Source organism: Chryseobacterium sp. C3 (assembly GCF_014218905.1).
Lineage (GTDB): Bacteria > Bacteroidota > Bacteroidia > Flavobacteriales > Weeksellaceae > Chryseobacterium > Chryseobacterium mucoviscidosis.
The window spans coordinates 792,362-816,818 of record NZ_JACLCU010000001.1 but is presented as its reverse complement, the minus strand read 5'-3'; the positions used below and the strand labels follow the sequence as shown (position 1 = coordinate 816,818).

The following is a 24,457-nucleotide window of genomic DNA, read 5'->3' as shown; positions in this document are numbered from 1 at the left end:
ATATGAAAACACTCATCCCCTCAGAAATAACTCCCGTGCAACTGCAAACAGTTATGCAGACTGCCGTTTCACCACGTCCCATTGCACTGGCTTCAACGCTTGATAAAGACGGAAACAGCAATCTGTCGCCGTTCAGTTTTTTTAATATGTTTAGTACGGTTCCTCCGGTTTTGGTTTTTTCACCTTCAAGAAGAGTTCGCGACAATACTATTAAACATACGCTGGAAAACGTTCTGGAAGTCCCGGAAGTGGTTATAGGAACGGTTAATTTTCCGATTGTACAGCAGATTTCTTTGGCTTCAACAGAATATGAAGAAGGCGTTAACGAATTCATTAAATCCGGATTAACGATGAAAGATGCTGATTTTGTTCAGCCTAAATTAATTGAAGAATGCCCTGTAAATTTTGAATGCAAAGTTTTAGAAGTAAAATCTTTGGGCGATCAGGGCGGTGCAGGAAATCTGGTGATCTGTGAAGTTCAGAAAATTCATATCCGCGAAGAATATCTGGATGAAAACGGAAATCTGGATCAGGCAAAACTGGATATGGTGGCAAGATTGGGAAGCAACTGGTATTCCAGAAACACAGCAGACAATCTTTTTGAAGTTCCAAAACCTCTGGTAACCAAAGGAATCGGTTTTGATCTTCTTCCGGATGAAATAAAATTCAGCAGAATATTCACAGGAAACGATTTGGGAATGCTTGCAAATGTTGAAATACTGCCTTTAGGAAATTATCATTCCGATGAAAAGGTTCATTTTGAAGCGCAGAAATTATTACTGGAAAGTAAAATTGAAGATGCATGGAAAATTCTGATTTATTAAGAGATTTATGAGAAAATATTTCTTCTTATTATTGATATTGCTGGGTTTACAATCATGCTACTATCCGGTTAGAAAAGATTACGGAATTTACAGCAAATCGCTCATATTTTCAAAAGATCAAAAATGGCTAATAAACAATATCAATACTACGGTTGATGCGCACCACCGGGAAATGATGACTGCAGAAACCATGAAATTATTTACTCAGTTAAGTGAAGGAAAAGCCTATGATTTAAAAACAGCAAAATCTGAAAACTTAATCAGTCATGATATTCCGTTCAGTCCGGAAACGGATGATCTGGAAGACCTTAAAAACAATTCCGATTTCAATTTTCTGGTGAATATTTATACTTTCAAAGTCCGAAACGGTTTAGACCATACTTTAGGCGTACAAGACGAATACAGAAAAAATGAAACATTTGCGATGATGGATGTTTATGACATCAAAACATTGAAAAAGATCTATACCCTCAAAGCCTATTCGGAAGTTTCTGTAGAAAAAGGTGAGAAAGCAACGATCTTTACACCTTCCACTGAAATGATGACCATGAAGAACTTCAGAAGTCTCTTAAAATCGGTAAAAGAGAATGCTATACAAATGAATAAATAAATAAGGAGTGAAAATTTTCACTCCTTTACTTTTTTAGAAACAGCACTGAGATCGTCCGTTTACCGTAACAATTGTTCCGTAATCGTTTGGACATCCAGAAGCGATACAAGTACTGTCTCCATCGCTGAGATAGAAATTATAACATCCTACAGGCGGACAACTAGGTCCTTGCCCTACAATACTTTTTTTAGCTTCTCTGCTCAATTTTTTTAAATTTTTCATAGTGTACGATTTAGATTTGTTGATATCACTAATATATGAAAAATTTTTAATTTGAATATATTAGTGATAAATCCAGAAAAATCATATTTTCTCTTTAATGAACGTAATACATTTTTCTGTAACTTCATTGAGATCTTTTGGCAGTTTTGACTCTTCCCAAGGTTCTTTTGCCCCAAAAGTATGATTGGCTTTTTCAATAAGATACAGCTCAGAATTTGGGTTCAGAATGTGAAGATGCTCTGCGCTTTTTACATTCACTGCCTCATCATCTGTCCCATGAATGATTAAATAATGTACTTTCGCCATCTCGGTTGCTCTTTCCACATCAAAACGGTGAAAATTATTTTCAAAATCTTCATAAAACTGATAATAATGAGGCATTTCCTGCTTTGTTCTTCCATTCATCACATAATACACTCCGGCTTCTTTCCATCTTTCAAAAGCATCATTTTTCGGGAAGCGATCCAGTGTGTCTACACTTGCAAGGGTAATTAAACCATGAATTCTTTCATCCTCAAAACTTTTGATGATAGATATTCCTCCTCCCCTGCTGTGACCGATCAGGATAATCTTATCAGCATCTACATTTTCATTTTTAACGAAGTAATCAATCACGGTTCCCAGATCCGAAAGCTCTTTAGAATAATTATTATTTCCAAAGGCTTCAAGATCAGCAAATTCATGAGGATTTTCAACTGTTGTTCCGTTGTGCGAAAAATTAAATTTAACAAAGAAAAATCCTGCTTCCGCAAACTTTTCAGCCATAATATTCCATGCACCCCAATCTTTGTAGCCTTTATAGCCGTGAACGAAAATCACCAAAGGTAGTTTCTGGTCTGTTTCCGGAAAAAATGCATCGGCGAGAAAATCTCTGGTTTCAGGATTGGAAATAATGATATTTTGCTTTTTTGTGATCTGCATATTGTATTGTATAATAATGTATTAAAAACTTTTTTTGTTATTCCGACAAAGCATTAATAGATGCGAGCTTGGCTCAGAATAACAATAATAATTTCGAAACAATCATTTTTTTACCTAAAAATAGTATAAATAGAAATAAACACAAAGGAATATCTTATTTTTGCCTTATGTTGGATTTAAGAAAGGTAACCGTCATGCGTTATATTCTGCCGCTTCGGGAGGGAGGTTCTCTGCCTGCTCTGGCAGAAGCAGATGATGATTTTAAATATGTTCTGAAATTTCGTGGAGCAGGTCACGGAGTAAAAATGCTGATCTCTGAACTGATCGGCGGAAAAATTACAGAAATTTTAGGATTGAAAATTCCCGAGCTTGTTTTTGTGAATCTTGATGTGGATTTCGGAAGAACCGAAGCCGATGAAGAAATTCAGGATCTTTTGAAAAATTCCGAAGGTCTTAATCTGGGACTTCATTATCTTTCAGGTTCCATTACTTATGATCCGAGTGTGAAGATCGATCCGCTTCTCGCTTCGAAAATCGTCTGGCTGGATACATTTATCACAAACATCGACCGTACTTTCAGAAACACAAATATGCTGATGTGGCATAAAGAGCTCTGGATTATTGATAACGGAGCTTCTTTTTATTTTCATCACTCATGGCAGAATTTTGATGCGGCAGCAAAAACACCTTTTAAATATGTAAAAGACCATGTTTTGCTTCCACAGGCATCAAAGCTGGATGAAGCCGATCTGTTTGCCAAAGAAGTACTGAACGAAAAGGTATTCAGAGAAATTGTGAATATCATTCCCGAAGACTGGCTGCACTGGAATGATGCGGAAGAAACGCCGGAAGAAATCCGCGAAATCTATTTCAACTTCCTGAAGACCCGATTAGAACATTCTGAAATCTTTTTAAACGAAGCTAAAAATGCAAGAGGATAAAATCTACGAATACGCGGTGATACGATTGGTTCCGAAGGTTGAAAGAGAAGAATTTTTCAATATCGGACTGGTAATGTTTTCAAAAAAAGAAAAATTCATTAAGGTGGAATTTTACCTCTGTCCGGATAAATTTAAGCTGATGAGAAGCAAAATAGACTATGAAGACGTGATCCAGAATCTGGAAAGCTTCAAAAAAATCGCTGACGGCGCAAAAGACGGCGGACCGATTGCACAGCTTGAAATACCTGAAAGATTCCGCTGGCTGACTGCCGTAAGAAGTTCTGTGATCCAGACTTCGAGACCTCATCCCGGAAAATCCAGAAATCTGGAAGATACTTTTGGTAGGCTTTTTGAGGAGTTAGTAAAATAATACCCTCAAAAAAATATTCTATGAAATTTACGAATGACAATACGGCATACAGGTTTTCCAAAAGCCTGTTTTTTATTTTTCTGTTCAGCTTTTTTACGTTGAGTTATTCTCAGGGTCCGATCGAAGGAACTCCGACACCGCCAAGTGTTCTTCTTCCCGAAAAAACGGCTTTTTCAGAAAATATCACGTATAAAAATGATGCTTCCGGAAATCCCATCAAATTGGATCTGTACAAACCGAAAAACGCGGGTTCTGCAAAACTTCCTGTGGTAATCTATGTTCACGGCGGAGCATGGGCGAAAGGTGATAAAGTAGTAAGATCCAACAATTATATCGAAAATTTCATTTTAAAACTTGTTGAAAAAAATTATGCTGTGGTAAGCATCGATTATACCCTTGTAAGCGAAACCGTACATTTTCCGCTGCCGATTCAGGATACTAAAGATGTGGTGCGATGGGTAAGAAAAAATGCAGATCAGTATCATTTTGATCCCAATAACATAGGGTTTTTCGGAGCTTCTTCGGGAGCGCATCTCGCTCTGATGGCTGCATACACGAATGATAATGAATATTTGGGAAGCCCTGAATTATCTTCTTATTCGGCAAAGGTAAATTATGTGGTTGATAATTTCGGACCGACTGATATCAATCAACTTCTTCATACACGACTGGGAAAAGTTCCGGTGTCTATTGTCGGTTTGTTCTTTAAGCCGATTGTTGAGATCAGAAAGAAACTGGTTTATGGAATTTCCGGGTACGATATTAATGATGAAAAAAGAAAAGCCATAGATTATCTGGAAACGGTTTCCCCGATCAATGAGACTGAAAACGGAATTCCGACCTTTATTCTTCATGGAAATAAAGATAAGGTAGCGCCATTGAGTCATTCTAAAAAACTGGTAAAAAAGCTGAAAAAGCAAAATATAGAAGCTGAACTTGTCGTGGTAGAAGACGGAACGCATGGTTTCGGAACAACTGATAAAAAATATATGGATCAGCTTACGGATGATATGATCCGTTTTATTGAAGCACATAAAAAGTAAAACGTTTCTGTTTAAATTTTAATTGAACATTTAACTTTTTTATATAACCACAAAAGTCACAAAAGATAAGCTAATCCTTATTCAAAGTGCTGATTTTAAAAGAAAAAGATCACAAGAGTTTTTAAAAATCTTTGATTTTTATTCTTTAGAGTGCTTTGCTTATTCTTGAAATTTACTTTATTATTATCTTTTGCATCTTTTGTGGTTAATTCTGAAATTAGTTTATTCAAGTTTTAGTTTAAATTCTAATTGAAGATAATTTGCTTTTCAACAAAGAATATTTACCCTTTTTATATAACCACAAAAGTCACAAAAGATAAGCTAATCCTTATTCAAAGTGCTGATTTTAAAAGAAAAAAGATCACAATAGTTTTTAAAAATCTTTGATTTTTATTCTTTTGAACGCTTTGCTTATTCTGAAAATTCGCTCTATTATTGTCTTTTGCATCTTTTGCAGTTAATCCTGAAATTAGTTTAAATTGCAATTGAAGATCTTTTTAACATTTTTCATAAAATATTTTTAACTATTCCTTGTTATGATGATCTAAAAATCAGAATTTAAACTAATTTCGTATGAAAATAAAAAATCTATTTTCTGTTCCTGCATTTTGTTTTTTAGCATTATCCTGCAGTTCTTCTGATGATATTACGGAACCCTCTTCAGATCCGAACAGTACGGTTTCTACAACGGAAGCCATGTACTTTCCTCCTTCCAACAGTGATGTCTGGGAAGCCAAATCTCTTTCTGCATTAAACTGGCATCAGGACAAAGTTCAGGATCTTCTGACGTATCTGGAAACCAAACATTCTAAAAGTTTCATGATCCTGCAAAACGGAAGAATTGTTATGGAAAATTATTTTTCGGGACATACTTCTACTACACCTTGGTATTGGGCAAGCGCGGGAAAAACGTTAACCTCAACGGTAACGGGAATTGCAGAACAGGAAGGATTTATCAATATCAACAATAAAGTTTCCACATACATCGGAACCGGCTGGACAAGCGCTCCATTGGCAAAAGAAAATTTAATTACCTGCCGGAATTTACTGACAATGACTTCCGGTCTTGATGACAGTCTCGGAGATGATGTAAGTCCGGCAAATCTACAGTACAAAGCTGATGCGGGAACACGATGGGCGTATCACAATGTCTATGTAAAACTTCAGGATGTTGTAGCCGCATCAACAGGACAGACTTGGTCACAATATTTCAATGCCAAACTTAGGGATAAAATCGGGATGACAGGAAACTGGATTCAAAGCGGCGACAACAGTGTGTACTGGAGTACGACGAGAAGTATGGCGCGTTTCGGACTGATGGCTTTAAACAACGGAAACTGGAACGGAACACAGATCATCAACTCGAATTATTTCCAAAGTGCAACGAATACTTCCCAAAGTATCAATTTAGCCTACGGTTATCTGTGGTGGCTGAACGGAAAGACAAGTTATCATATGCCGCAGACTCAGTTTCAGTTCAACGGAAAATTGATTCCGAGTGCACCGGATGATATGTTTTGTGCTTTAGGTAAAAATGATCAAAAAATCTATGTCGTTCCAAGCAAAAAACTCGTCATCATCAGAATGGGTGATGCTGCAGACAATGTGAATCTTGCTCTTTCGGATTTTGATGATGTTTTGTGGCAGAAAATAAATGCGGTGATTAATTAAAGTGAATGGTGAATTTGCTCTGCAGTCAATTGTGAATTTTTTGCTTAAAAATCTAATCCAACGTACATCAACTATCAACTATCAACTATCAACTATCAACAAAATTAATTATCCGGTTCTTCATACAACTGACTTCCCCAAAACTGAATATCTCTTTCCGGAAGATTGGAATGATAAAAAATTTCTTTAACTTCTTCGATGATTTTAGCAACGGCTTCCGGATCGGTTGTTCGTATTCTGGTTTCGTGGTTGTCTTTCACGCCGCTTCCTGTGAAATTCAGAGAGCCTAGATAGGCAATTTCGTCATCAATGATATAAATTTTACTGTGAATGAAGGTTTTATTGGTAGAATTTCCGCTATTCGGAGAGACAAAAACCTTGAAGGGAAAAAGCTGTTTGTAGCTGTAATGATACACTTTTGTCTTTTTTATTTTTTTAACGATGGAATCTCTTATAAGAAACATTAAGATGACAATAATAAATCCGTAAGCAAGTTTAAAATTGTTTAAAAGATACATCAACGGAAGCAAAACCACGCCCAAACCAATCATGGCAAAAAGCAGGGTTCCGGAGAGGCTTACCAGATTGTCTCTGGTCTGTTTTGCCTTTTCGTCAACGTGTTTATTCTGAATAATCAGTTTGTGAATATTCTTGTCGTAGCCGTAAAAATCTTCGATTTCATCGCTGGTAACCAATCTTATTTTAATTCCTCTGGAATGAAGGTAAATCAGCTCTTTAATTAAAAAAGGAGAAAGGTAAGGGGAAACAATTTTCACATTTCTCTGAGCATTTCTGATATCCTGCATCATTTTAGCTCCTGCACTTTTTCCTATATAAATATCACAAACCGCATTGTTGTAAAACATACCCATCGTTCGAAATCATTTTATTTTCGCTCCAAAGAAAGAAAAAATAAAAAACTTTGCAAAATAATTAGGAGAGAAGTTGGGAGTTAGAAGATGGAAGATAGAAGTAGGGAAGCTGGAGGATGGAAGTTTAAAATCTGTATGCACATTTATTAGCATCAAATCTTCCCTCTTCCCTCTTCCCTCTTCCCTCTTCCCTCTTCCCGCTTCCCGCTTTAGCCTACCTCATCATACTTCCATCTTCCATCTTCCTTCCTCCATCCTATCTCCCGCCCTTTTCCACTCTTTTCATTTCGTTGATAAGCAAAGGAAAAGCGGGTTGCGCCATTCCGCCGTGATCAAAACCCTGAAGTTCGTATAAAGTAGTTTCTTTATGACCTTTCAGCTTCATCATTCGCGCCATATAAGCATTTTCTTCATATCTTCCGAGCAGTTCTTTCTGGCGGTCTCCGGTAATTAATAACAATGGCGGTGCGTCTGCTCTGATGAAATGTAGCGGTGCATATTCGTCAATTCTGGCATCCAGTTCATCAATTCCTTTTTCTTTTCTTGTGGTAAAATGCGAGATCATCTGTCCGCTGAAAGGGATAATTCCGGCAAGTTTATTGGCATCAATTCCATATTTGTTCAGGTACATTTTGTTTAAACCTACCATAATGGCAAGATAACCTCCCGCAGAATGTCCAGAAATAAAGACAAGATCTTCACTTCCTCCATAATTTTTAATATTCTTAAAAACCCAAGCTGTTGCTGCGGCTGCATCTTCAATGTATTTCGGAGCATTAACTTTCGGAGAGAGTCTGTAATTAACTCCAATCACGGCGATTCCTTTATTTTTCAGTCCTTCCGGAATTTCCTTTTCACCTCCGGTTAAACCTCCGCCGTGAAACCAGATCACCGTAGGAAAATTTTTCACATTTTTCGGAATATAAATATCCAGCACGCATCTTTCATTGATGTAAGCATCAGATTTACTGGTTTTTTCATCATAATAATGGATATTATTTTCGGTGAGGTATTCCTGAGAAAAAAGCGGTGTGGAAAACAGGGTAAGAAGTAAAAATAGCAGAATCCTTTTCATTGTATAACTTTTATGGTTTAAAGATACAAATTGTCTTTTTACCCAAATAAAAAATGAACCCGGAAAAACCGGATTCATTTAAGATTGAGAATTAAAAAAATTACTTAAAAATTAAAGTTAAGTCTTGAAAATACAAATCTTCCGTTCTGCCCAAACTGTGAAGTTGATCTTGAGTAAATAAACTGATCGTTATTGGAAGAAGCAGGAAGGTTTTTCGTTGGGTAAATATCAAAAAGATTATTGACCCCAACGGTAAGTCCTATATTTTTGGTAAACTGATAAGCCAGAGAAACATCGGTAATGATTTTATCTGTTATTTCCTGATGTTCATTCGGAGAAATGATGCCGTCTCCGTTTGCATCAATAATATCGGGACTCGTTACCTTTCCGAAGTAAGTATTTCTAAGATAGAAAATGGCATTTCCCCACGTAAGCTGATTGGATAAGCTGGCTTTTACTCTGGGAACTGCTTCTTCCAGATACACTCTCGATGCCTCGGAAAAATAAACATTTTCCAGATTTGAAGACTGTAATAATCCGGATGAATGGATGGCTCCGACTTTTCTGGTTTGGTTAAGATTGACTGCAAAATTATTATCCAGTTTGATGTTGGAGAATTTTGCATTATGCGCAAGGACAATATCCAATCCTCTGGTTTCCGTATCTATGGCGTTGGTAAAAAGCTGTACGGCATTTACTCTTTCGGCATCGTAAATCAACTGCGTTGCCGGAGAAACGGCAGATCTTGCAAACTGACCGGTAAGCAGAATTCTGTTATCAATTCTGATGAAATATCCGTCTGCGGTAAGCGTAAGTTTTGCCGAAGGAATTTTATACGTAAATCCTACACTTGCAGATTTTGAAGTTTCCTGTTTCAGACTTGGTATTTCCAATGAATTGGCAACTTTTGAATCGTTGCTGAATGTTCCCACTTCCAGAAGCTGTCCGTTTGTAAACAAAGTTGATGTTACATTATAATAAATCTGATGAATGGAAGGCGCTCTGAATCCTGTAGAACCTGCAAACCTGAAATTAAGGTCTTTATTTACTTTGATTCTTGAAGCCAGTTTATAATTGAATGTAGAACCGAAATCTGAATAATTTTCATATCTCACGGCTGCATCTGCCAATAACCAGTTGGTAAAATTGAATTCAACATCTGCATATCCTGCAATTGCCTGTCGGTTTTTATTCACTGCATTTGCGGGTTTAAATCCACTGAAAACCTGAGAGCCTCCCGGAAGTGAAGCACCGAAAAAGTCGGTCGGACGAACTGTATTTCCGGTCCATAGATTTCCGGAAACATCATACGTAGCGTAAGAAGCTTCTTCTCCTGCTGTTATTTTAAAATTTTCGTAACGGTGTTCTGCTCCAAAGGCAACATTGATTCCGCTCCAGACATCATATTTTTTTGAAAAATCTAAATTGATGGTATTTTGGGAAAATCTTAAACCTCCTGCATCAAATTCATTCGGAGAATTAAATCTTAAAGAAGTATTTCCGGTATTTTTAATATCATAACTGAAAGAATTCTGCCCGAAAGTATTGCTGAAATCGATATTCCAGCCTTTCCAGTCTCCTTTAATTCCTGCGGAAAGCGAAAGATCCTGAATATCTGTTCCGATCTGCGGCAGATAACCATTGGGATACAATCCTGTAAATGTTCTGCTTTGGTTAGGTCTTCTGAAAAATCCTCCCGAAGTTCCGTGTCTGAAACTGTATCCGCCAAAAGTATAAACTTTCCAGTTGTCGTTCAGCGGAACTTCTACATTAGCAAAAAGCTGATGATTATTCAGTTTAGACTGTCCCACCTGCATATTGAAATCTTTTCTGGACAAACCTCTGTAAGCCAGTTCCTGATCCGTCACATTCGTATTTAAAATTCCCTGTAATGCGGAAATTGTATTCGCCGACTGAATCTGGTTCTGTAACGTCGGAGAAAAATAATTGACTTCCTGCGCATACTGATGAATATAATTGATGATCTGTTGGGAATTCGGAGTATTGTTAATATTCGTGAAAAGGGATGAAAGATTCACGCCGTTGTTTAAAGCACGCTGCTCGATCGCGTTGTAAGCATTGAAAATGTTTCCGCTTTCTGTTCCCGCTCTGTAGGTAGGATTTCTGAACTGGGATGTCCATGTAATGTTGTAAAATCCGCCTTTCTTCCCGATTTTATTTCCGTAGTTAAGATCCACCTGAATATTCTGTCCGTCAAAATCTCCTGTATGATCGTTGGCTGTCGGGGTAAGATTTCCGCCATAGCTTAGTTGTCCCGTCAGTTTTCCGGTATCTCTTTTCAGTCCTAAATTGATGACTCCGGCAATAGCGTCCGAACCGTACTGCGCAGAAGCACCGTCTCTTAAAACTTCAATTTTACTGATGGCAAAAGACGGAATGGCATTAAGATCGGTTCCTACTGTTCCTCTTCCGGGAGATCCGTTAACATTGACTAACGCCGAAGTGTGTCTTCTTTTTCCATTCACAAGAACCAAAACCTGATCGGGACCCAACCCTCTGAGCTGTGCAGGATCCAAATGATCTGTTCCGTCTGCATTGGTTTGTATGGTTGATGTAAACGACGGTGCAATGAAATTAAGGATTTGTGCAACGTTGGTTTGCGGTAAAATAACCGAAGATTCTTTGATATTGAAAACGTCCACCGGAACCGGACTCTCTACTTTAGACCTTGCTCCGCCTCTTGATCCCAAAATAACAACTTCCTCTAAGTTGTTTGTTTTTACTGTATCTTTTTCCTGTGCGTACGCAAATGTTCCCAGGAAAAATAATACCGATGCCGAAAAAATAGTTTTTTTATTCTTCATACATTACTCACTTTAAATTCATGTTTTAAAAGTGCAAATGTAAATTATATTTATTAGTCCACAAAATTAATAGACTAAAAGAATTCAGAAAATGAATATTGTCATCTTCTATTTTTTAAAGTTGAAATGAATTTTTAAATCTTTGTTAGTTTCGCGTATTTCAGGATAAGATTTTTCTCGCCTTCATGCTGGAAGACTACTTTGGCTTTGATATTCTGAGGATCTGTTCCGTCGAGGAAAGTCACTTCTCCGATTCCGAAACGGTCGTGTCTTACTTTATCGCCCACTTCAATATCCTGAGAAGAAGCTCCGCTCGGATTGATGATTTTTGCTGTATTTACAGGTTTCAGTTTGCGTGGTTCTGCAATCGGTTTTGAGCTGTCGCTTCTTTCGATGGTTTTCTTTTCCACTTTTTTGAAACTTCTCATTTCGGAAGGATGTTCATCAAAAATATTGGATTTGATGCCGGAATTGTTGATAAAACGTTTTTCAATAGCAGGATTTACAAACTCAATATATTCTTCATCTATTTCACTTAAAAATCTTGAAGGTTCCGCATCGGTAATTTTCCCCCACTGGAAACGCGAAACGGCATAAGAGAAAAACACCTGCTTTTCGGCTCTCGTTAAAGCAACATAGAAGAGACGTCTTTCTTCTTCCAGATCTTCTCTTGTGGAAGAACTCATAAAGCTCGGGAAAAGGTTTTCCTCAAGCCCTACCAAATGTACAACCGGAAATTCAAGACCTTTTGAAAGGTGGATCGTCATTAGCGAAACCATATCCTCTTCATTGTTTTTATCCTGCGTATCGGCAGAAAGGGCAATGTTTTCAAGGAAATTCGGTAAGCTCGGATCTCCGTCTTCCAGCTGCATCTGCTCTTCAATGAATCCCTGCATCGAGTTCATTAATTCCTGAACGTTTTCTACACGGGAAATTCCTTCGGGAGTCTGATCGTCTTTTAAAAATTTAATCAGTCCGCTTCGTTTCGCCACTTCCATCGCAACGCTGTACGCAGTTTCCGTTTTCAGCAGTACCTGAAATGCTTTGATCATCGACCAGAAGTCGTTCAGTTTGTTTAAAACTCCGTTGTTTAAGCCTAAATGTGGCGCATACATCGGTAAATTATGGAGAACCTGTGAAATGGAAATATTTTGAGCATCTGCAAAAACAGTCAGCTTATTCTGGGTGGTTTCTCCAATTCCTCTTGCCGGATAGTTAATGATTCTCATCAACGCTTCAGAATCGTTTTCATTGACTAAAAGTCTCAGATAAGCGATGAGATCTTTTACTTCTTTTCTCTGGTAGAAAGAGAGACCTCCGTAGACTTTGTAAGGAATATTTTTTCTTCTCAGCGCATCTTCAAAAGCACGCGTCTGAGAGTTGGTTCTGTATAAAATGGCAAAATCGCTGTATTTTCTCTGCTCACGGTTTCTGGTTTCCCAGATGTTTCCGGCTACGAAATTCGCTTCATCGGCATCGGAAAGAGAACGGTATACTTTGATCTTTTCGCCTTCTTCATTTTCGCTGAAAACATTTTTCTTGAACTGCTGAAGGTTTTTCGCGATCACTACATTTGCTGCGTTCACAATGTTCTGGGTAGAACGGTAATTCTGCTCCAAAGCAACCGTCATTGCATCCGGATAGTCTTTTTTAAAGTTCAAAATATTGTAGATGTTCGCGCCACGGAAGGAATAGATCGACTGTGCATCGTCTCCCACGACACAAATATTTTCAAATTTTGAGGCTAAAGCTTTAACGATAAGATACTGAGAATGGTTCGTATCCTGATACTCATCCACAAGAATGTATCTGAATCTGTCCTGATATTTTGCTAACACTTCAGGGAAACGGGTTAATAATTCGTTGGTTTTTAACAGCAAATCGTCAAAATCCATCGATCCGTTTTTGAAGCACTGCTCTACATACCGCTGGTAAATCTGCCCGATAAATTTCATATTGGCTTTTTCATCGGCTTCCATCAATTCAGGATTGTTGAAATAAGCTTTTACGGTGATGAGGTTGTTTTTATAGGTCGAAATTCTTGCCTGAACTTTTTTGGGTTTATACAGATCGGCATCAATATTCATGTCTTTCAACACTTTTTTGATGACATTCAGCGCGTCCTGTTGATCGTAAATGGTAAAATTGGAAGGATAGCCGAGATAATGCGCCTCATTTCTCAGAATTCTTGCAAACACGGAGTGGAAAGTTCCCATCCAGAGACTTCTTGCATTGCTCTGTCCCACTACTTTTGCAATACGTTCTTTCATTTCTTTTGCTGCCTTATTGGTAAAGGTAAGCGCCAAAATATTAAAAGGATCGATTCCGTTGGTAATGAGATGGGCAATACGCATGGTAAGTACACGCGTTTTTCCGGAACCCGCTCCTGCAAGAACCATTAATGGTCCCTGTAATGTGGTAACGGCTTCGTATTGTGATTCATTAAGTCCTTTCAGATAATCCTCCATGCTGCAAAAAATTTTTGGGAACACAAAATTAGTGTATTATATGGAGAATTCAAATTTTGGATTTTGATGTTTCAAGAAAATCTGTTTTTATTTAATATACGTTCTCACGCGGGAAATCATATCTCCCATATCGAAAGGTTTTGCGATAAAATCGTTGGCTCCTGCATCAAGAGCAGACTGCTCCAGTCCTCGGCTTGCGGACATAATAAGCACCGGAATATCTTTTAAATTTTCATCGGCTCTTATGGTTCTGCATATATCTCTTCCATCTTCTCCGGAAAGCCACATATCCATTAGGATAACATCCGGTTTAGGCTGTGTATTCAGTGCATCGAGCATATCCGATCCTTTATAGAACTTGGCAACAGTAAGTCCTTCAAGCTCCATCATCATCTCAATAGAATCAACAATTGCAGGACTATCATCCAAGACTAAAATTTGTGTAGACATGTTTTATATTTTAATTTTAGGTATTTCGAAGCAAAAATCAGACCCCTTTCCTTCTACGGAGTGAACATAAATTTTTCCTCCGGTTCTTTTGATGATCTCCGAGGAGATGTAAAGTCCTAATCCTAAACCCGGAAAGGTATGTTCTTTTGTTCCGCTTACCCGGTAATATTGCTCAAAAACTTTATGCTGTTTGTCTTCGGGAATTCCGATCCCGAAATCTTTCACACTGAATTTTATCATATTATCTTTCACCTGAGTAGAAACAATCACTTCATCTGCATCAGGAGAATATTTAATGGCATTGCTGATGAGGTTGCTCATCACCTGAGAAATACGGTGCCTGTCTGCGGTTACTTTCCCGATCTCGCCTTTCTTGAAGATAATTTTGTGTCTTGCCGTCATCTGCTGTTCTACAACAATATCTTCCACAAGCTGATCAAAATCAAAATCAGATTCATTAAGCTGGATCTGTCCTTTCTGAATTTTGGTTACATCCAGAAGATCATTTACAAGCTCCGTCAGTTTATCAATCTGGTCGTTCATTCTTTTTGCCACCTCTGCATTTTTATAATCGCCTTTTTTATTAAGGTTCATTTCAATAAACTGGGTGTAGAGTTTTAAACTGGTAAGTGGAGTTTTAAGTTCATGACTGGCTATGCCCAGAAAGTTATCTTTTTGGTTCTGCAGTTGTTTAAAATCATCTATATCGGTAAAAGTTCCGATCCACTGATGTATTTCTCCGTCGGGATTAAGATTGGGAACCGCTCTTCCCAGAAACCAGCGGTAAACTTCCGGGTCATCGGGATCCGAAAATTCATATTCTACTTCAAAAGGTTTCCCTGTTTTTACACTTTCTTCCCAGATTTTTAAAATATCAGGATAAACTTCAGGTCTTATGATATTTTTAATGGCTTCATTGGCATCTGCTTCTTTTTTGAACTTCATGTATTTGTACCAATTGTCGTTCATATAAGTTATTTTGCCATGCTTATCGCAGGTCCAGACAAACTGAGGCATAGAGTCCGCAAGATCTCTGTATTTTTTTTCACTTTCCTGTACTTCTTTTCTGGCTTTTACAATATCGGTAACATCTACTGCCATATTAAGGATCGCATAAACTTCCCCATTGGAGTTTTTAAGCGGTTTATAAGAAAAGTTGTAATAAAAAGTCTGAAGTTTGCCGTCTACTACAAGATCTGCAGGGTCTTCTGTTGCAGAATAGGTTTTTCCTGTTTTAAAAATTTCTTTTAATAAGCCGATAAATGGCTGTCCTTCCAGTTCGGGAAGTGCTTCTTCGAGCTTCATTCCTATTACGGAGGCATCTTTTCCCCAGGTTTTCAGCATCCTGTCGTTGGCAAGTTCTATGTATAAATCTTCTGAATGATAAATAGCGGTGGAATAATCCGATTGTCTGATGAGGTCTTCAAAACGGTACTCACTTTCTAAAAGTTTCTGCTCGGAAATAACGTGCTCGGTAACTTCTGTGGCTACAACACTTACTCCGGTAATTTTGTGATCTTCATTATACACAGGTGCATAAATGAAATTAAAAAAGTGTTCTTCGTAATTTCCGAATTTCTCTAAAAAAACCGACCATTTATTACCTTTAAAAACTTCTCCTGTCCTGTAAACATTGTCTAATATTTCGAAAATTCCCTGTGGTCTTATTTCAGGAAGTACTTCCTCGAGTTTTTTTCCTATAACGGATGCATCTTTTCCCCAGAGTTCAAGAATCTGCTGATTGGCATTACTGATGATAAAATCTTCCCCCATAAGCAAAGACATCGCTACCGGAGCCTGACTGAATAATATTTTAAGCGACTCATGAGAGATATTCTGGTCTAAAAAGTTTTTCATTACAATAATGGTTTCTGTTTTACAAAATTAATTTTTATTCTAAACTTTCACTGAAAATATGATACCACTTTTTAACATAATAAAATTTTATTTCAAAGAAGTGCTTTTAAAGCTAATTTTATTTTGATTATAATGTAACAATTAATGTATTTTTGGAACTAATTGACAAAACAATTTCTACTTTATGAAAAAGCGACTTCTTTCTGTTGCTGCAGCGGCTTTCTTCGGAATGGCTCTTAATGCACAACAAATTAAATTCGAAGAGTATGACTTACCAAATGGTCTTCACGTAATTCTTCATCAGGACAACTCGGCTCCGGTTGTAACAACAGGGGTAATGTATCACGTAGGTGCTAAAGACGAGGTAAAAGGAAGAACAGGTTTTGCACACTTCTTCGAGCATCTTTTATTTGAAGGAACACCCAACATCAAAAGAGGTGACTGGTTCAAAATAGTTTCTTCAAACGGGGGACAAAACAACGCTAACACAACGAACGACAGAACGTATTATTACGAAACTTTCCCATCAAACAACGAGCAGTTGGGTCTTTGGATGGAGGCTGAAAGAATGCGTCATGCGGTGATTAATCAGGTGGGTGTAGACACTCAAAGAGAGGTTGTAAAAGAAGAAAAAAGATTGAGAATGGATAACCAGCCTTATGGAAATCTTTTCACAACAGTACAGAAAAATCTATTCACCAATCACCCATACAACTGGCCTACAATCGGTTCTATGGAGGATCTTAATGCTGCGAAATTAGAAGAGTTTCAGGCATTTTATAAGAAATATTATGTTCCGAACAACGCTACTTTGGTAGTGGCAGGAGACATTAAGCCGGAACAGACTAAAAAATGGATTAAGGAGTATTACGGAGGAATTCCGAAAGGAACAGTTTACCCGAAAGATTTCCCGAAAGACGCTCCTATCACTCAGGAAAAAGAAGTAACGGCTACAGATCCTAATATTCAGCTTCCTGCTTATGTATTTGCGTACAGAACGCCGGGTAACAAGGAGAAAGATGCTTATATCTTAGATATGCTTTCTTCTTATTTAAGCAGCGGAAAATCTTCTGTTTTATACAAAAAATTAGTAGATCAGGATAAAAAAGCACTTCAGGTTCAGGCTTTCAACCAAGGTCTTGAGGACTACGGTATTTTTGCATTCTTTGCGATCCCGATGGGACAAACCACAAAGGCTACTTTGCAGGCAGACATCGATGCAGAGATCAAAAAACTGCAGACGACTTTAATTTCTGAGGAAGATTATCAAAAGCTTCAGAACCAGTTTGAAAACCAGTTTGTAAATTCTAATTCCAATATTCAGGGGATTGCTGCTTCACTGGCAACCAACCACGTTTTGATGGGCAATACAAACCTGATTAACAAAGAAATTGATATCTACAGAAGCATCACAAGACAGGATCTTCAGAATGCAGCTAAAAAGTATCTTAATTCCAACCAAAGAATAATCATCAATTACGTACCTGAGAAGAAGTAATCTACCAGTAATTAGGTTAAAATGATTATTAAAAATTAAATTTTTACAAATGAAAAAGCAATTAACATATATAGCTGCAGCATTTTTCTTCGCAGGAATGGTTTCAGCACAAAAGATAGATCTTAATGCCATGCCAAAACCGGGACCCACTCCGGCCATTAACATTGCAAAGCCAAAAACTTTCCAGCTAAGCAACGGACTTACGGTAATGGTAGTGGAAAACAATAAACTTCCGAGAGTAAGCGCAAGTCTTAGCATGGACAGAGCACCTTATTATGAAGGTAGTGTAGCAGGCGTAAGCGAAATCATGGCGGAACAGTTCGAAAACGGAACCACTAACATGAGCAAGGATGAATTCAACAAAAAGGTGGATTATCTTGGAGCGAACTTAAACTTTTCTTCTAACGGAGCTGCGGCAAATTCACTTTCAAAATATTTTCCTCAGGTTCTTAACCTGATGGCAGATGCGATCATCAATCCTAAATTTTCTGCTGAAGAGATCCAGAATTCTAAAGATAGAGCAATTGAAGGTTTAAAATCTGAAGAGAAAAATGCTTCTTCTATTGCTTCAAAGGTTTCTAACGCTTTAATGTATGGTAAAAATACATCGAGAGGAGAATTTGAAACGGTAGAATCTATCAACAAAATTCAATTGGCAGATGTACAGAATACGTACAAAAAATATTACGCTCCGGACAATGCTTATCTGGTAATTGTTGGAGACGTAAAATTTGATCAGATAAAACCTATGGTTGAAAAAGCGTTCAGTGGATGGAAAAAAGCAAATACTCCGGTTTCTCCTTTAGAACCGGCTTCTAATGTTGCTAAAACGGAAATTAATGTTGTAGATGTTCCTTCTGCGGTACAATCTGTGGTTTCTTTAAACAACCTGAACACGCTGAAAATGAAAGATCCGAACTACTTCCCTGCAACGATTGCCAATTACATTCTTGGTGGTGGTGGTGAAGCAAGACTTTTCATGAACCTTCGTGAGAAAAACGGATTTACATATGGCGCTTACTCTAATCTTAGCGCAAGCAAATATTCTCCGCAGTTCTCGGCAAGTGCAAGTGTAAGAAATGAAGTTACGGATAAAGCGGTAAAGGAATTTATGAATGAACTTAACGCGATTTCTACCGTAAAGCCTGAAGAACTTGCAAATGCAAAAGCTAAACTGAAAGGTTCTTTCATCATGTCTCTGGAGCAGCCTGCAACTATTGCGAGATTTGCTTTAAACCAGAAAGTACAGGATCTTCCTGATGATTTTTATACCAATTATCTGAAATCTATTGATAAAGTAACGGCTGCCGATGTTTCTAATGCTGTAAAATCTACCATCCTTCCTAACCAGAGCAGAATTTTCATTGCCGGAAAAGCAGCAGATATTTCTGAAGGTCTGGAAAAATTAGGATATCCGGTAAAATATTTTGATAAAGAAGCCAATCCTGTGGCAAAACCAACAACACAGAAAGTGGATGCCGGAGTTACTGTTGCTTCTATTGCAGATAAATACATTAATGCTATCGGAGGAAAAGCAAACATCGATAAAGTTTCTTCTTACACGGTAAATGCTTCCATGTCTATGCAGGGACAGAATATCGATCTGAAAATGATGAAAGCGAAAGGTGGAAAAGATCTTACTATGGTTACAGGTATGGGACAGACTCTTCAGAAACAGGTATTCGACGGAAAGACAGGATACTCTGAGCAAATGGGTAAAAAAGTGGAAATGAAGCCTGAGCAAATTGCTGAAAAGCTTAAAAATACTGAACTTTTCCCGGAGCTTGGTTTTGCAAAATCTGCTGACTACAAACTTGCAGGAATTGAAAAAATCGGCGGTGAAGATTCTTATGCTGTAAAAAATGGTGATAACACTTATTATTACAGTGTAAAAACAGGTCTTAAAACCGGAGAAACAAAAACAGTAAAAGCGATGGGACAAACCATGACTGTTCCTACAACATACTCAGATTACAAAGATGTTGCAGGTGTGAAAATGCCTTATACCATTACCGTAAGCCAAATGGGAATGGATATGACAATGAACGTAAAATCTTACGAAGTGAATCAGGCGAAAGATTCTGATTTTAAATAAAAACCTTCTGTTCTTACAGTAGAAACGGCAACAATTGTTGCCGTTTTTTATTTTTCTTAACATTTATAATATCTTTCTTTGTCATTCGGTAAAAAAAGATTAAATTTGCCCATTCAAAAAGATATCAAATTAATGGATTCTATATTTATACTATTGATGGTTCTTATTATGATCGCCAGTATTTTATTGGTTATCATCGTTATGGCTCAAAATCCTAAAGGAGGAGGTCTTTCCAGTACTTTCGGAGGAGCATCTTCTGCTCAGTTTGGAGTGCAGAGAACCAACGACTTTATGGAGAAAGCAACATGGACTTTAGGAGGAACAATTATCGTTCTTATTCTTTTAAGCGTTGTAATTACCGGTAAACCTTCAGCAACAGCTCCGGTTCAGACGCCTGCAAAAAAAGAAGCTCCGGCTAAGCAGTCTTCTGCTCCTGCTTCAGCAACAACTCCGGTTCGGACTCCTGCACCAACGAAGTAAGTAAATTTTATTTTTACATATATAAAAAGCAACTCGATCGAGTTGCTTTTTTGTTTTTATGATAAACTGATTTAAGTTTAATTAGATCTGAAAGAATTCCAGTAATCATTCTGATCTTCCCCAAAAAGGCAATCTATAAAAGAATCCAAAGACATCTTATATAAAATTTCCTGATCTATTTCTTTACAATCGGTTGCAAAAAATTCAGGATTGAGCTGAATATTTTCTCTGTCGACAATTAAAATATTTTCAGGACAGTAAAAAGGATAATTCCTGATATCCGAATTGGTGGTAATTAATTTTCTTCCCGAAGCCAATACCTCAAAGGTTCTTATGGTTAAGCCATTCTGGAAAGGTTTATTAATATCCATCACAGATTTTGTTTTTTTGTAAAAATCGATGATCTGATGATGATTCAGTTTATCAAAACTTACTTTTGTAATATCAAACTGCTTCAGGTTTTTATCAATCATCTTTTTCAGTCGGAATGCGATTCTTCCCATTGCATAGTAATAAAAGTAAGATTTCAGATTCAGCCGATCTGCAATTACCCTGATCTTTTCTCCTACAATATACCGATCCGTATGAGCGCTTCCGATAAAAACAATGTCATATTCCGGTTTCTGAGAATACTGTTGTAAACTTTTATATTCATCCACATAAAACAAAGGTCTGAAACTTATGTTATATTTTACCGAATCATTGTATTCAAACGTAAACTTTTTGTCGAAATATTTAAGATTTTCAATCAGATTGGGATATTCCGTCAATGGATCAAAATTATAGTAAATCATTTCCATTCCGGGATTATCATTCTTTATTTTTTCAAGAAAAAAAACAGGAATGGCCTCTCCTTTTATCAGGAAAAAATAATCGTATTCTTTGTCTTTAATTTCTTCAAGAATCCGGTTATAATAATTGTTTATTTTAAGATGGTAGAATCTTTTATTAAGACGGATAATGCCCTTCGAAAAATTGGAATTGGAAGGTCTTTCATCATAAAAATCCACTTCAGCACCCAGTTCAGAAAGTCTTTTTGCTATGGCTCTTTCATATTTAAAAAAACTGACTGACAGAAAAAGTATTTTTTTGTCTTTTAAACTGATCATTTTAAAAGCCCTTTTACTTTCATTTCTTCCAGAGATTCTTTGAACTTTACATCCTGAATATTCTGTTGCAGAACCCAATGGGTAAATTTAGACATCCCTTCCTCAAAAGATATTTTCGGCTGAAAATTTAATTTTGATTTAATCTTACTGATGTCTGCAAAATTATGTCTGATGTCTCCCAGACGAAACTGCCCGGAAACATTAATTTCAAAATCGACATTGTAAAATTTTCTGAAATTTTCCGCTACCGTAGTTACTGCGGTAGAAACCCCAGTTCCCACGTTGAAAACTTCGCCGTTCGCCGCATCATTTTCAATACAACGAATTGTTGCTTCCACGGCATCATCCACATGAATGAAATCTCTGGATTCGTTTCCGTCTTCAAAAACATTAATATCGTTTCCGTTAAGAATCTGGGACGAAAAAATAGATAAAATTCCTGTGTAAGGATTTAAAAGCGACTGTCCTTCTCCGTAAACATTCTGAAACCTCAGCGCAACCGGAGCAACTCCCATGGAAGAACAGGCAGTCATTACCATCTGTTCCTGTGTATATTTTGTAATTCCGTAGATGGAAGTCGGATGTATTTTAGACTCTTCATCCGTTGGCAAAGCACGAAGAATTTGTCCATCGGGATAAATAATTTCGAAATTTCCTTTTCGCATCTCTTCTACGTTTCTGGGTCTGGGATAAATCAGTCCCAATTCGGGATGAAGATATTTTCCTTCTCCATAAACCGCTCTGGAAGAAGCAATAATCACTTTTTTTACCTGATGGGGTTTATTTACGAGAATATCCAGCATTTTTGCCGTTCCGGAAACATTCACATCCGTATATTTCTCGATCTGGTACATGGATTGTCCGGTACCGGTTTCTGCCGCAAAGTGAACGATAACATCCTGCCCTTCAATCGCTTTTTCCCAGTCTTCAAAATGAGCAACATCTCCTTTAATGAAATTTACATTCCCTAAAATATTTCTGTACAAAGGCGAATCCTCATCAGGATTTTCTCCGTGAATCTGAGAAGAAAGATTATCCAGAACCGTAACTTCATACCCCTTCTTCTTAAGTTCTAAAGACAACTTACTCCCAATAAATCCGGCTCCTCCTGTGATGAGTATTTTCATTTGATACTTGTGAAATGTTTATTTTGTTCTGTTTAAATTATAATAAAAAGTCCGAAGGAGCAAAAGTAAATATTTTGCTTTATAAAAAAGCTTAAATGTGGTATATTGAATAACGTTTATTTCTTTTAAATCATACATTTCCTTCAGATTCTTTTTAAAACCTTTTGCCATTTCAGGAAGATTTGCAGACAAACCCGAAACCCCGAAACTTCTTTTTCCTTTGCCTACCAGAACCAGACTTTCATTCAGAATGTACATTTTATTTTTCAGGGAAACCTTCATCCAGTAGTTTACATCTTCCGCGTATCGTTGGTCTGCATCAAAATATCCTGTATTTTCAAGAACTTTTCTTCGGAACATTACCGTAGAAGGCTGTGCTTCATTTCTTATCAAAAGCTTTTTAAAGGTAATTTCCGCAAGACCATTTTTTATACGGTACGGAAAAAGAATTTTATTGTTATTTCTCGCCGTGGCAAGAAAATCTATTTTCAGATGACTATTTTCAAAATACTGTATCTGTTTTTCCGTTTTCGTAGAATCCCATTCGTCATCGGCATCCAGCAAAGCAATATAGTCTCCTTTTGCGATTCTTAAACCTGTATTTCTTGCACTCGAAACCCCACCGTTTTTTTGATGTAATAAAGTTATATTAAGCTGAGAATGATCTTTAATGTAAGCTGTAACCTTAGAAGCACTCTCGTCTGTGGAACCGTCATTCACGATGATAATTTCAAATTTCTCCAGTGGAAAAGTCTGATTTTTCACAGAATCCAAAGCAGAAACAATGGATTGTGCAGCATTATACATAGGAATAATTACGGAAACCATCTATACTTTTATATTATTTTTAAAAATGCCCAAAATTAAAGCGGTCATTACAAACGGCATCGACATATTGAAAAAACTGATATCAAAATATGAATTAACGATCATATTTTCATAGCCATATTCTGCGAAAAACATCGCAAACGGGACAAAAACACAGATAAACAGTAAAACTCCTGACCAAAGCAGGGTTTCATAAAAAGATTTTACTTTAAATGAAAGTATACAGCCTGCAACAATATAAGAAATACTTAATATCAAAGGTTGTTTTGCTCCCTGAATAGCAAAAGGATTATGCTTCAAAAAAACATCAAAATCTGGTGCGTTTTGAAAGAAAATATAACAGACCGCAATCACTGTAACTAAAAAAACAGCCGTAAAGCGCAGTTTTTCTTTTATTGAAAATTCAACAAACTTTTTAAACAATAAAATAGTCAGCGGAATAACTACGGAAAGCCTCGTGAGTAAAATTAAAGCAGATAAAAACGATACAACCGCAGAATTTATCTTTTTCTCTTTGATAAATTTTTCCCAAATTAAATAAACCGATCCTACAATGATGATAAAATTGGAAAACAAATCACTTTTAACATATATTTCCCACAGATAACTTGGCGAAAGGAAAAGCAATATTAATACAGCCAGTCTCTGCCTGTAATCCGAAAAAATTTTAAAAATTAAATAAGCAAAAAGCAGGAAAGAAAAAGACTGCAGATAGCCTACACTTCCGAAAAGCAGGTAAAAAGGCATCCCAAAAATAATAAGAACCGGCAGATTGGAAGATTCCCTTTCCATATGATCCGGAATGTTGTAAGGATACTGTCCGTTGAAAACAGCCTTTATCCCGATTTCCATTGCCGACCAGCGATCAACATTCAGCGTATTGCCATCTACTTTATAATTCAGATAAATACTGATGAGAAAGAAGAAAAATATTCCCAGGAAAAAAGCCGTTTTATAAAAAAATTCCTTCACACGAATTTTCAGATAAAAGAAACCCAATCCTAAAAATACAACAAGATATCCTGCCAAAAGCGGGATGTTATACTGTTCTCCGTATTTAATGATAAAAAGAGAATTTACAGCAAGATAAATACAGACCAAACTGTAGGTTTTCAGTTTTTCTGATATTGGGATATTTGAAAATGCAGTTTCCATGAAGTATTTTTCTTTT

At 37.0% G+C, this 24,457-nt stretch carries 21 protein-coding genes; 9 read left to right on the top strand and 12 right to left on the bottom strand.

The features are described 5' to 3' along the window. Window positions 1-2 precede the first annotated feature (2 nt). Window positions 3-824 (top strand): flavin reductase family protein, encoded by an 822-nt coding sequence (locus tag H6W53_RS03660; RefSeq protein ID WP_185204913.1) that lies wholly within the window; start codon window positions 3-5, stop codon window positions 822-824. A 7-nt stretch (window positions 825-831) separates the two neighbouring features. After that, complete coding sequence (locus tag H6W53_RS03655; protein ID WP_185204912.1) at window positions 832-1,434, top strand: hypothetical protein; 603 nt, start codon at window positions 832-834, stop codon at window positions 1,432-1,434. A gap of 33 nt (window positions 1,435-1,467) precedes the next feature. Here the strand turns inward: H6W53_RS03655 and H6W53_RS03650 are convergent, their stop codons facing one another. Then, window positions 1,468-1,656 (bottom strand): bacteriocin-like protein, encoded by a 189-nt coding sequence (locus H6W53_RS03650; protein WP_185204911.1) that lies wholly within the window; start codon window positions 1,654-1,656, stop codon window positions 1,468-1,470. Window positions 1,657-1,737: 81 nt separating this feature from the next. After that, window positions 1,738-2,577, bottom strand: coding sequence for an alpha/beta hydrolase family protein (locus H6W53_RS03645; protein WP_185204910.1), 840 nt, complete (start codon window positions 2,575-2,577; stop codon window positions 1,738-1,740). A 167-nt stretch (window positions 2,578-2,744) separates the two neighbouring features. On the opposite strand from H6W53_RS03645, the gene H6W53_RS03640 reads away from it, so the two are divergent. The 4 genes from H6W53_RS03640 (at window position 2,745) to H6W53_RS03625 (ending at window position 6,602) form a co-directional block, all read left to right on the top strand. After that, window positions 2,745-3,518 (top strand): HipA family kinase, encoded by a 774-nt coding sequence (locus tag H6W53_RS03640; protein WP_185204909.1) that lies wholly within the window; start codon window positions 2,745-2,747, stop codon window positions 3,516-3,518. After that, window positions 3,505-3,888: a DUF3037 domain-containing protein gene (locus H6W53_RS03635; RefSeq protein WP_116099017.1), complete on the top strand. Its 384-nt coding sequence runs from the start codon at window positions 3,505-3,507 to the stop codon at window positions 3,886-3,888. The genes H6W53_RS03640 and H6W53_RS03635 overlap by 14 nt, the downstream gene beginning before the upstream one ends. Before the next feature lie 20 nt (window positions 3,889-3,908). Next, window positions 3,909-4,931 (top strand): alpha/beta hydrolase, encoded by a 1,023-nt coding sequence (locus tag H6W53_RS03630; RefSeq protein ID WP_185204908.1) that lies wholly within the window; start codon window positions 3,909-3,911, stop codon window positions 4,929-4,931. A 573-nt stretch (window positions 4,932-5,504) separates the two neighbouring features. Beyond that, window positions 5,505-6,602 (top strand): serine hydrolase domain-containing protein, encoded by a 1,098-nt coding sequence (locus H6W53_RS03625; RefSeq protein WP_185204907.1) that lies wholly within the window; start codon window positions 5,505-5,507, stop codon window positions 6,600-6,602. Window positions 6,603-6,706: 104 nt separating this feature from the next. On the opposite strand, the gene H6W53_RS03620 is transcribed toward H6W53_RS03625, so the two are convergent. From H6W53_RS03620 to H6W53_RS03595, 6 genes are all read right to left on the bottom strand, one after another. Continuing rightward, complete coding sequence (locus H6W53_RS03620; RefSeq protein WP_185204906.1) at window positions 6,707-7,468, bottom strand: phospholipase D family protein; 762 nt, start codon at window positions 7,466-7,468, stop codon at window positions 6,707-6,709. A 262-nt stretch (window positions 7,469-7,730) separates the two neighbouring features. Further along, window positions 7,731-8,549 (bottom strand): alpha/beta hydrolase, encoded by an 819-nt coding sequence (locus H6W53_RS03615; RefSeq protein ID WP_185204905.1) that lies wholly within the window; start codon window positions 8,547-8,549, stop codon window positions 7,731-7,733. 104 nt (window positions 8,550-8,653) lie between these two features. Beyond that, window positions 8,654-11,374 (bottom strand): TonB-dependent receptor plug domain-containing protein, encoded by a 2,721-nt coding sequence (locus H6W53_RS03610; protein ID WP_185204904.1) that lies wholly within the window; start codon window positions 11,372-11,374, stop codon window positions 8,654-8,656. A gap of 134 nt (window positions 11,375-11,508) precedes the next feature. Then, window positions 11,509-13,842 carry an ATP-dependent helicase gene (locus H6W53_RS03605; RefSeq protein WP_185204903.1) on the bottom strand — a complete coding sequence of 778 codons (2,334 nt, stop codon included), beginning with the start codon at window positions 13,840-13,842 and terminating at the stop codon, window positions 11,509-11,511. An 87-nt stretch (window positions 13,843-13,929) separates the two neighbouring features. Further along, the gene (locus H6W53_RS03600; protein WP_108410490.1) at window positions 13,930-14,292 is read right to left on the bottom strand and encodes a response regulator transcription factor; all 363 of its coding nucleotides are present in this window, start codon (window positions 14,290-14,292) and stop codon (window positions 13,930-13,932) included. Window positions 14,293-14,295: 3 nt separating this feature from the next. Continuing rightward, window positions 14,296-16,149 carry a PAS domain-containing sensor histidine kinase gene (locus H6W53_RS03595; protein ID WP_185204902.1) on the bottom strand — a complete coding sequence of 618 codons (1,854 nt, stop codon included), beginning with the start codon at window positions 16,147-16,149 and terminating at the stop codon, window positions 14,296-14,298. Between the two features lie 184 nt (window positions 16,150-16,333). On the opposite strand from H6W53_RS03595, the gene H6W53_RS03590 reads away from it, so the two are divergent. The 3 genes from H6W53_RS03590 (at window position 16,334) to secG (ending at window position 20,222) form a co-directional block, all read left to right on the top strand. Continuing rightward, window positions 16,334-17,647 (top strand): M16 family metallopeptidase, encoded by a 1,314-nt coding sequence (locus H6W53_RS03590; RefSeq protein WP_076395751.1) that lies wholly within the window; start codon window positions 16,334-16,336, stop codon window positions 17,645-17,647. A 49-nt stretch (window positions 17,648-17,696) separates the two neighbouring features. After that, window positions 17,697-19,742, top strand: coding sequence for a M16 family metallopeptidase (locus tag H6W53_RS03585; RefSeq protein WP_185204901.1), 2,046 nt, complete (start codon window positions 17,697-17,699; stop codon window positions 19,740-19,742). Window positions 19,743-19,874: 132 nt separating this feature from the next. Next, the gene (secG, locus tag H6W53_RS03580; RefSeq protein WP_185204900.1) at window positions 19,875-20,222 is read left to right on the top strand and encodes a preprotein translocase subunit SecG; all 348 of its coding nucleotides are present in this window, start codon (window positions 19,875-19,877) and stop codon (window positions 20,220-20,222) included. Between the two features lie 77 nt (window positions 20,223-20,299). Here secG and H6W53_RS03575 read toward each other — a convergent pair whose 3' ends face one another. The 4 genes from H6W53_RS03575 to H6W53_RS03560 are packed head-to-tail and all read right to left on the bottom strand — an operon-like array spanning window position 20,300 to window position 24,441. Further along, window positions 20,300-21,331, bottom strand: a complete 1,032-nt coding sequence (locus tag H6W53_RS03575) for a lipopolysaccharide biosynthesis protein (RefSeq protein ID WP_185204899.1) — start codon at window positions 21,329-21,331, stop codon at window positions 20,300-20,302. Beyond that, window positions 21,328-22,458, bottom strand: coding sequence for an NAD-dependent epimerase/dehydratase family protein (locus tag H6W53_RS03570; RefSeq protein ID WP_076395747.1), 1,131 nt, complete (start codon window positions 22,456-22,458; stop codon window positions 21,328-21,330). The genes H6W53_RS03575 and H6W53_RS03570 overlap by 4 nt, the downstream gene beginning before the upstream one ends. An 18-nt stretch (window positions 22,459-22,476) precedes the next feature. Continuing rightward, window positions 22,477-23,286, bottom strand: coding sequence for a glycosyltransferase family 2 protein (locus H6W53_RS03565; protein WP_185204898.1), 810 nt, complete (start codon window positions 23,284-23,286; stop codon window positions 22,477-22,479). After that, window positions 23,287-24,441: a hypothetical protein gene (locus H6W53_RS03560; protein ID WP_185204897.1), complete on the bottom strand. Its 1,155-nt coding sequence runs from the start codon at window positions 24,439-24,441 to the stop codon at window positions 23,287-23,289. It lies immediately after the preceding gene. Between the last annotated feature and the right edge of the window lie 16 nt (window positions 24,442-24,457).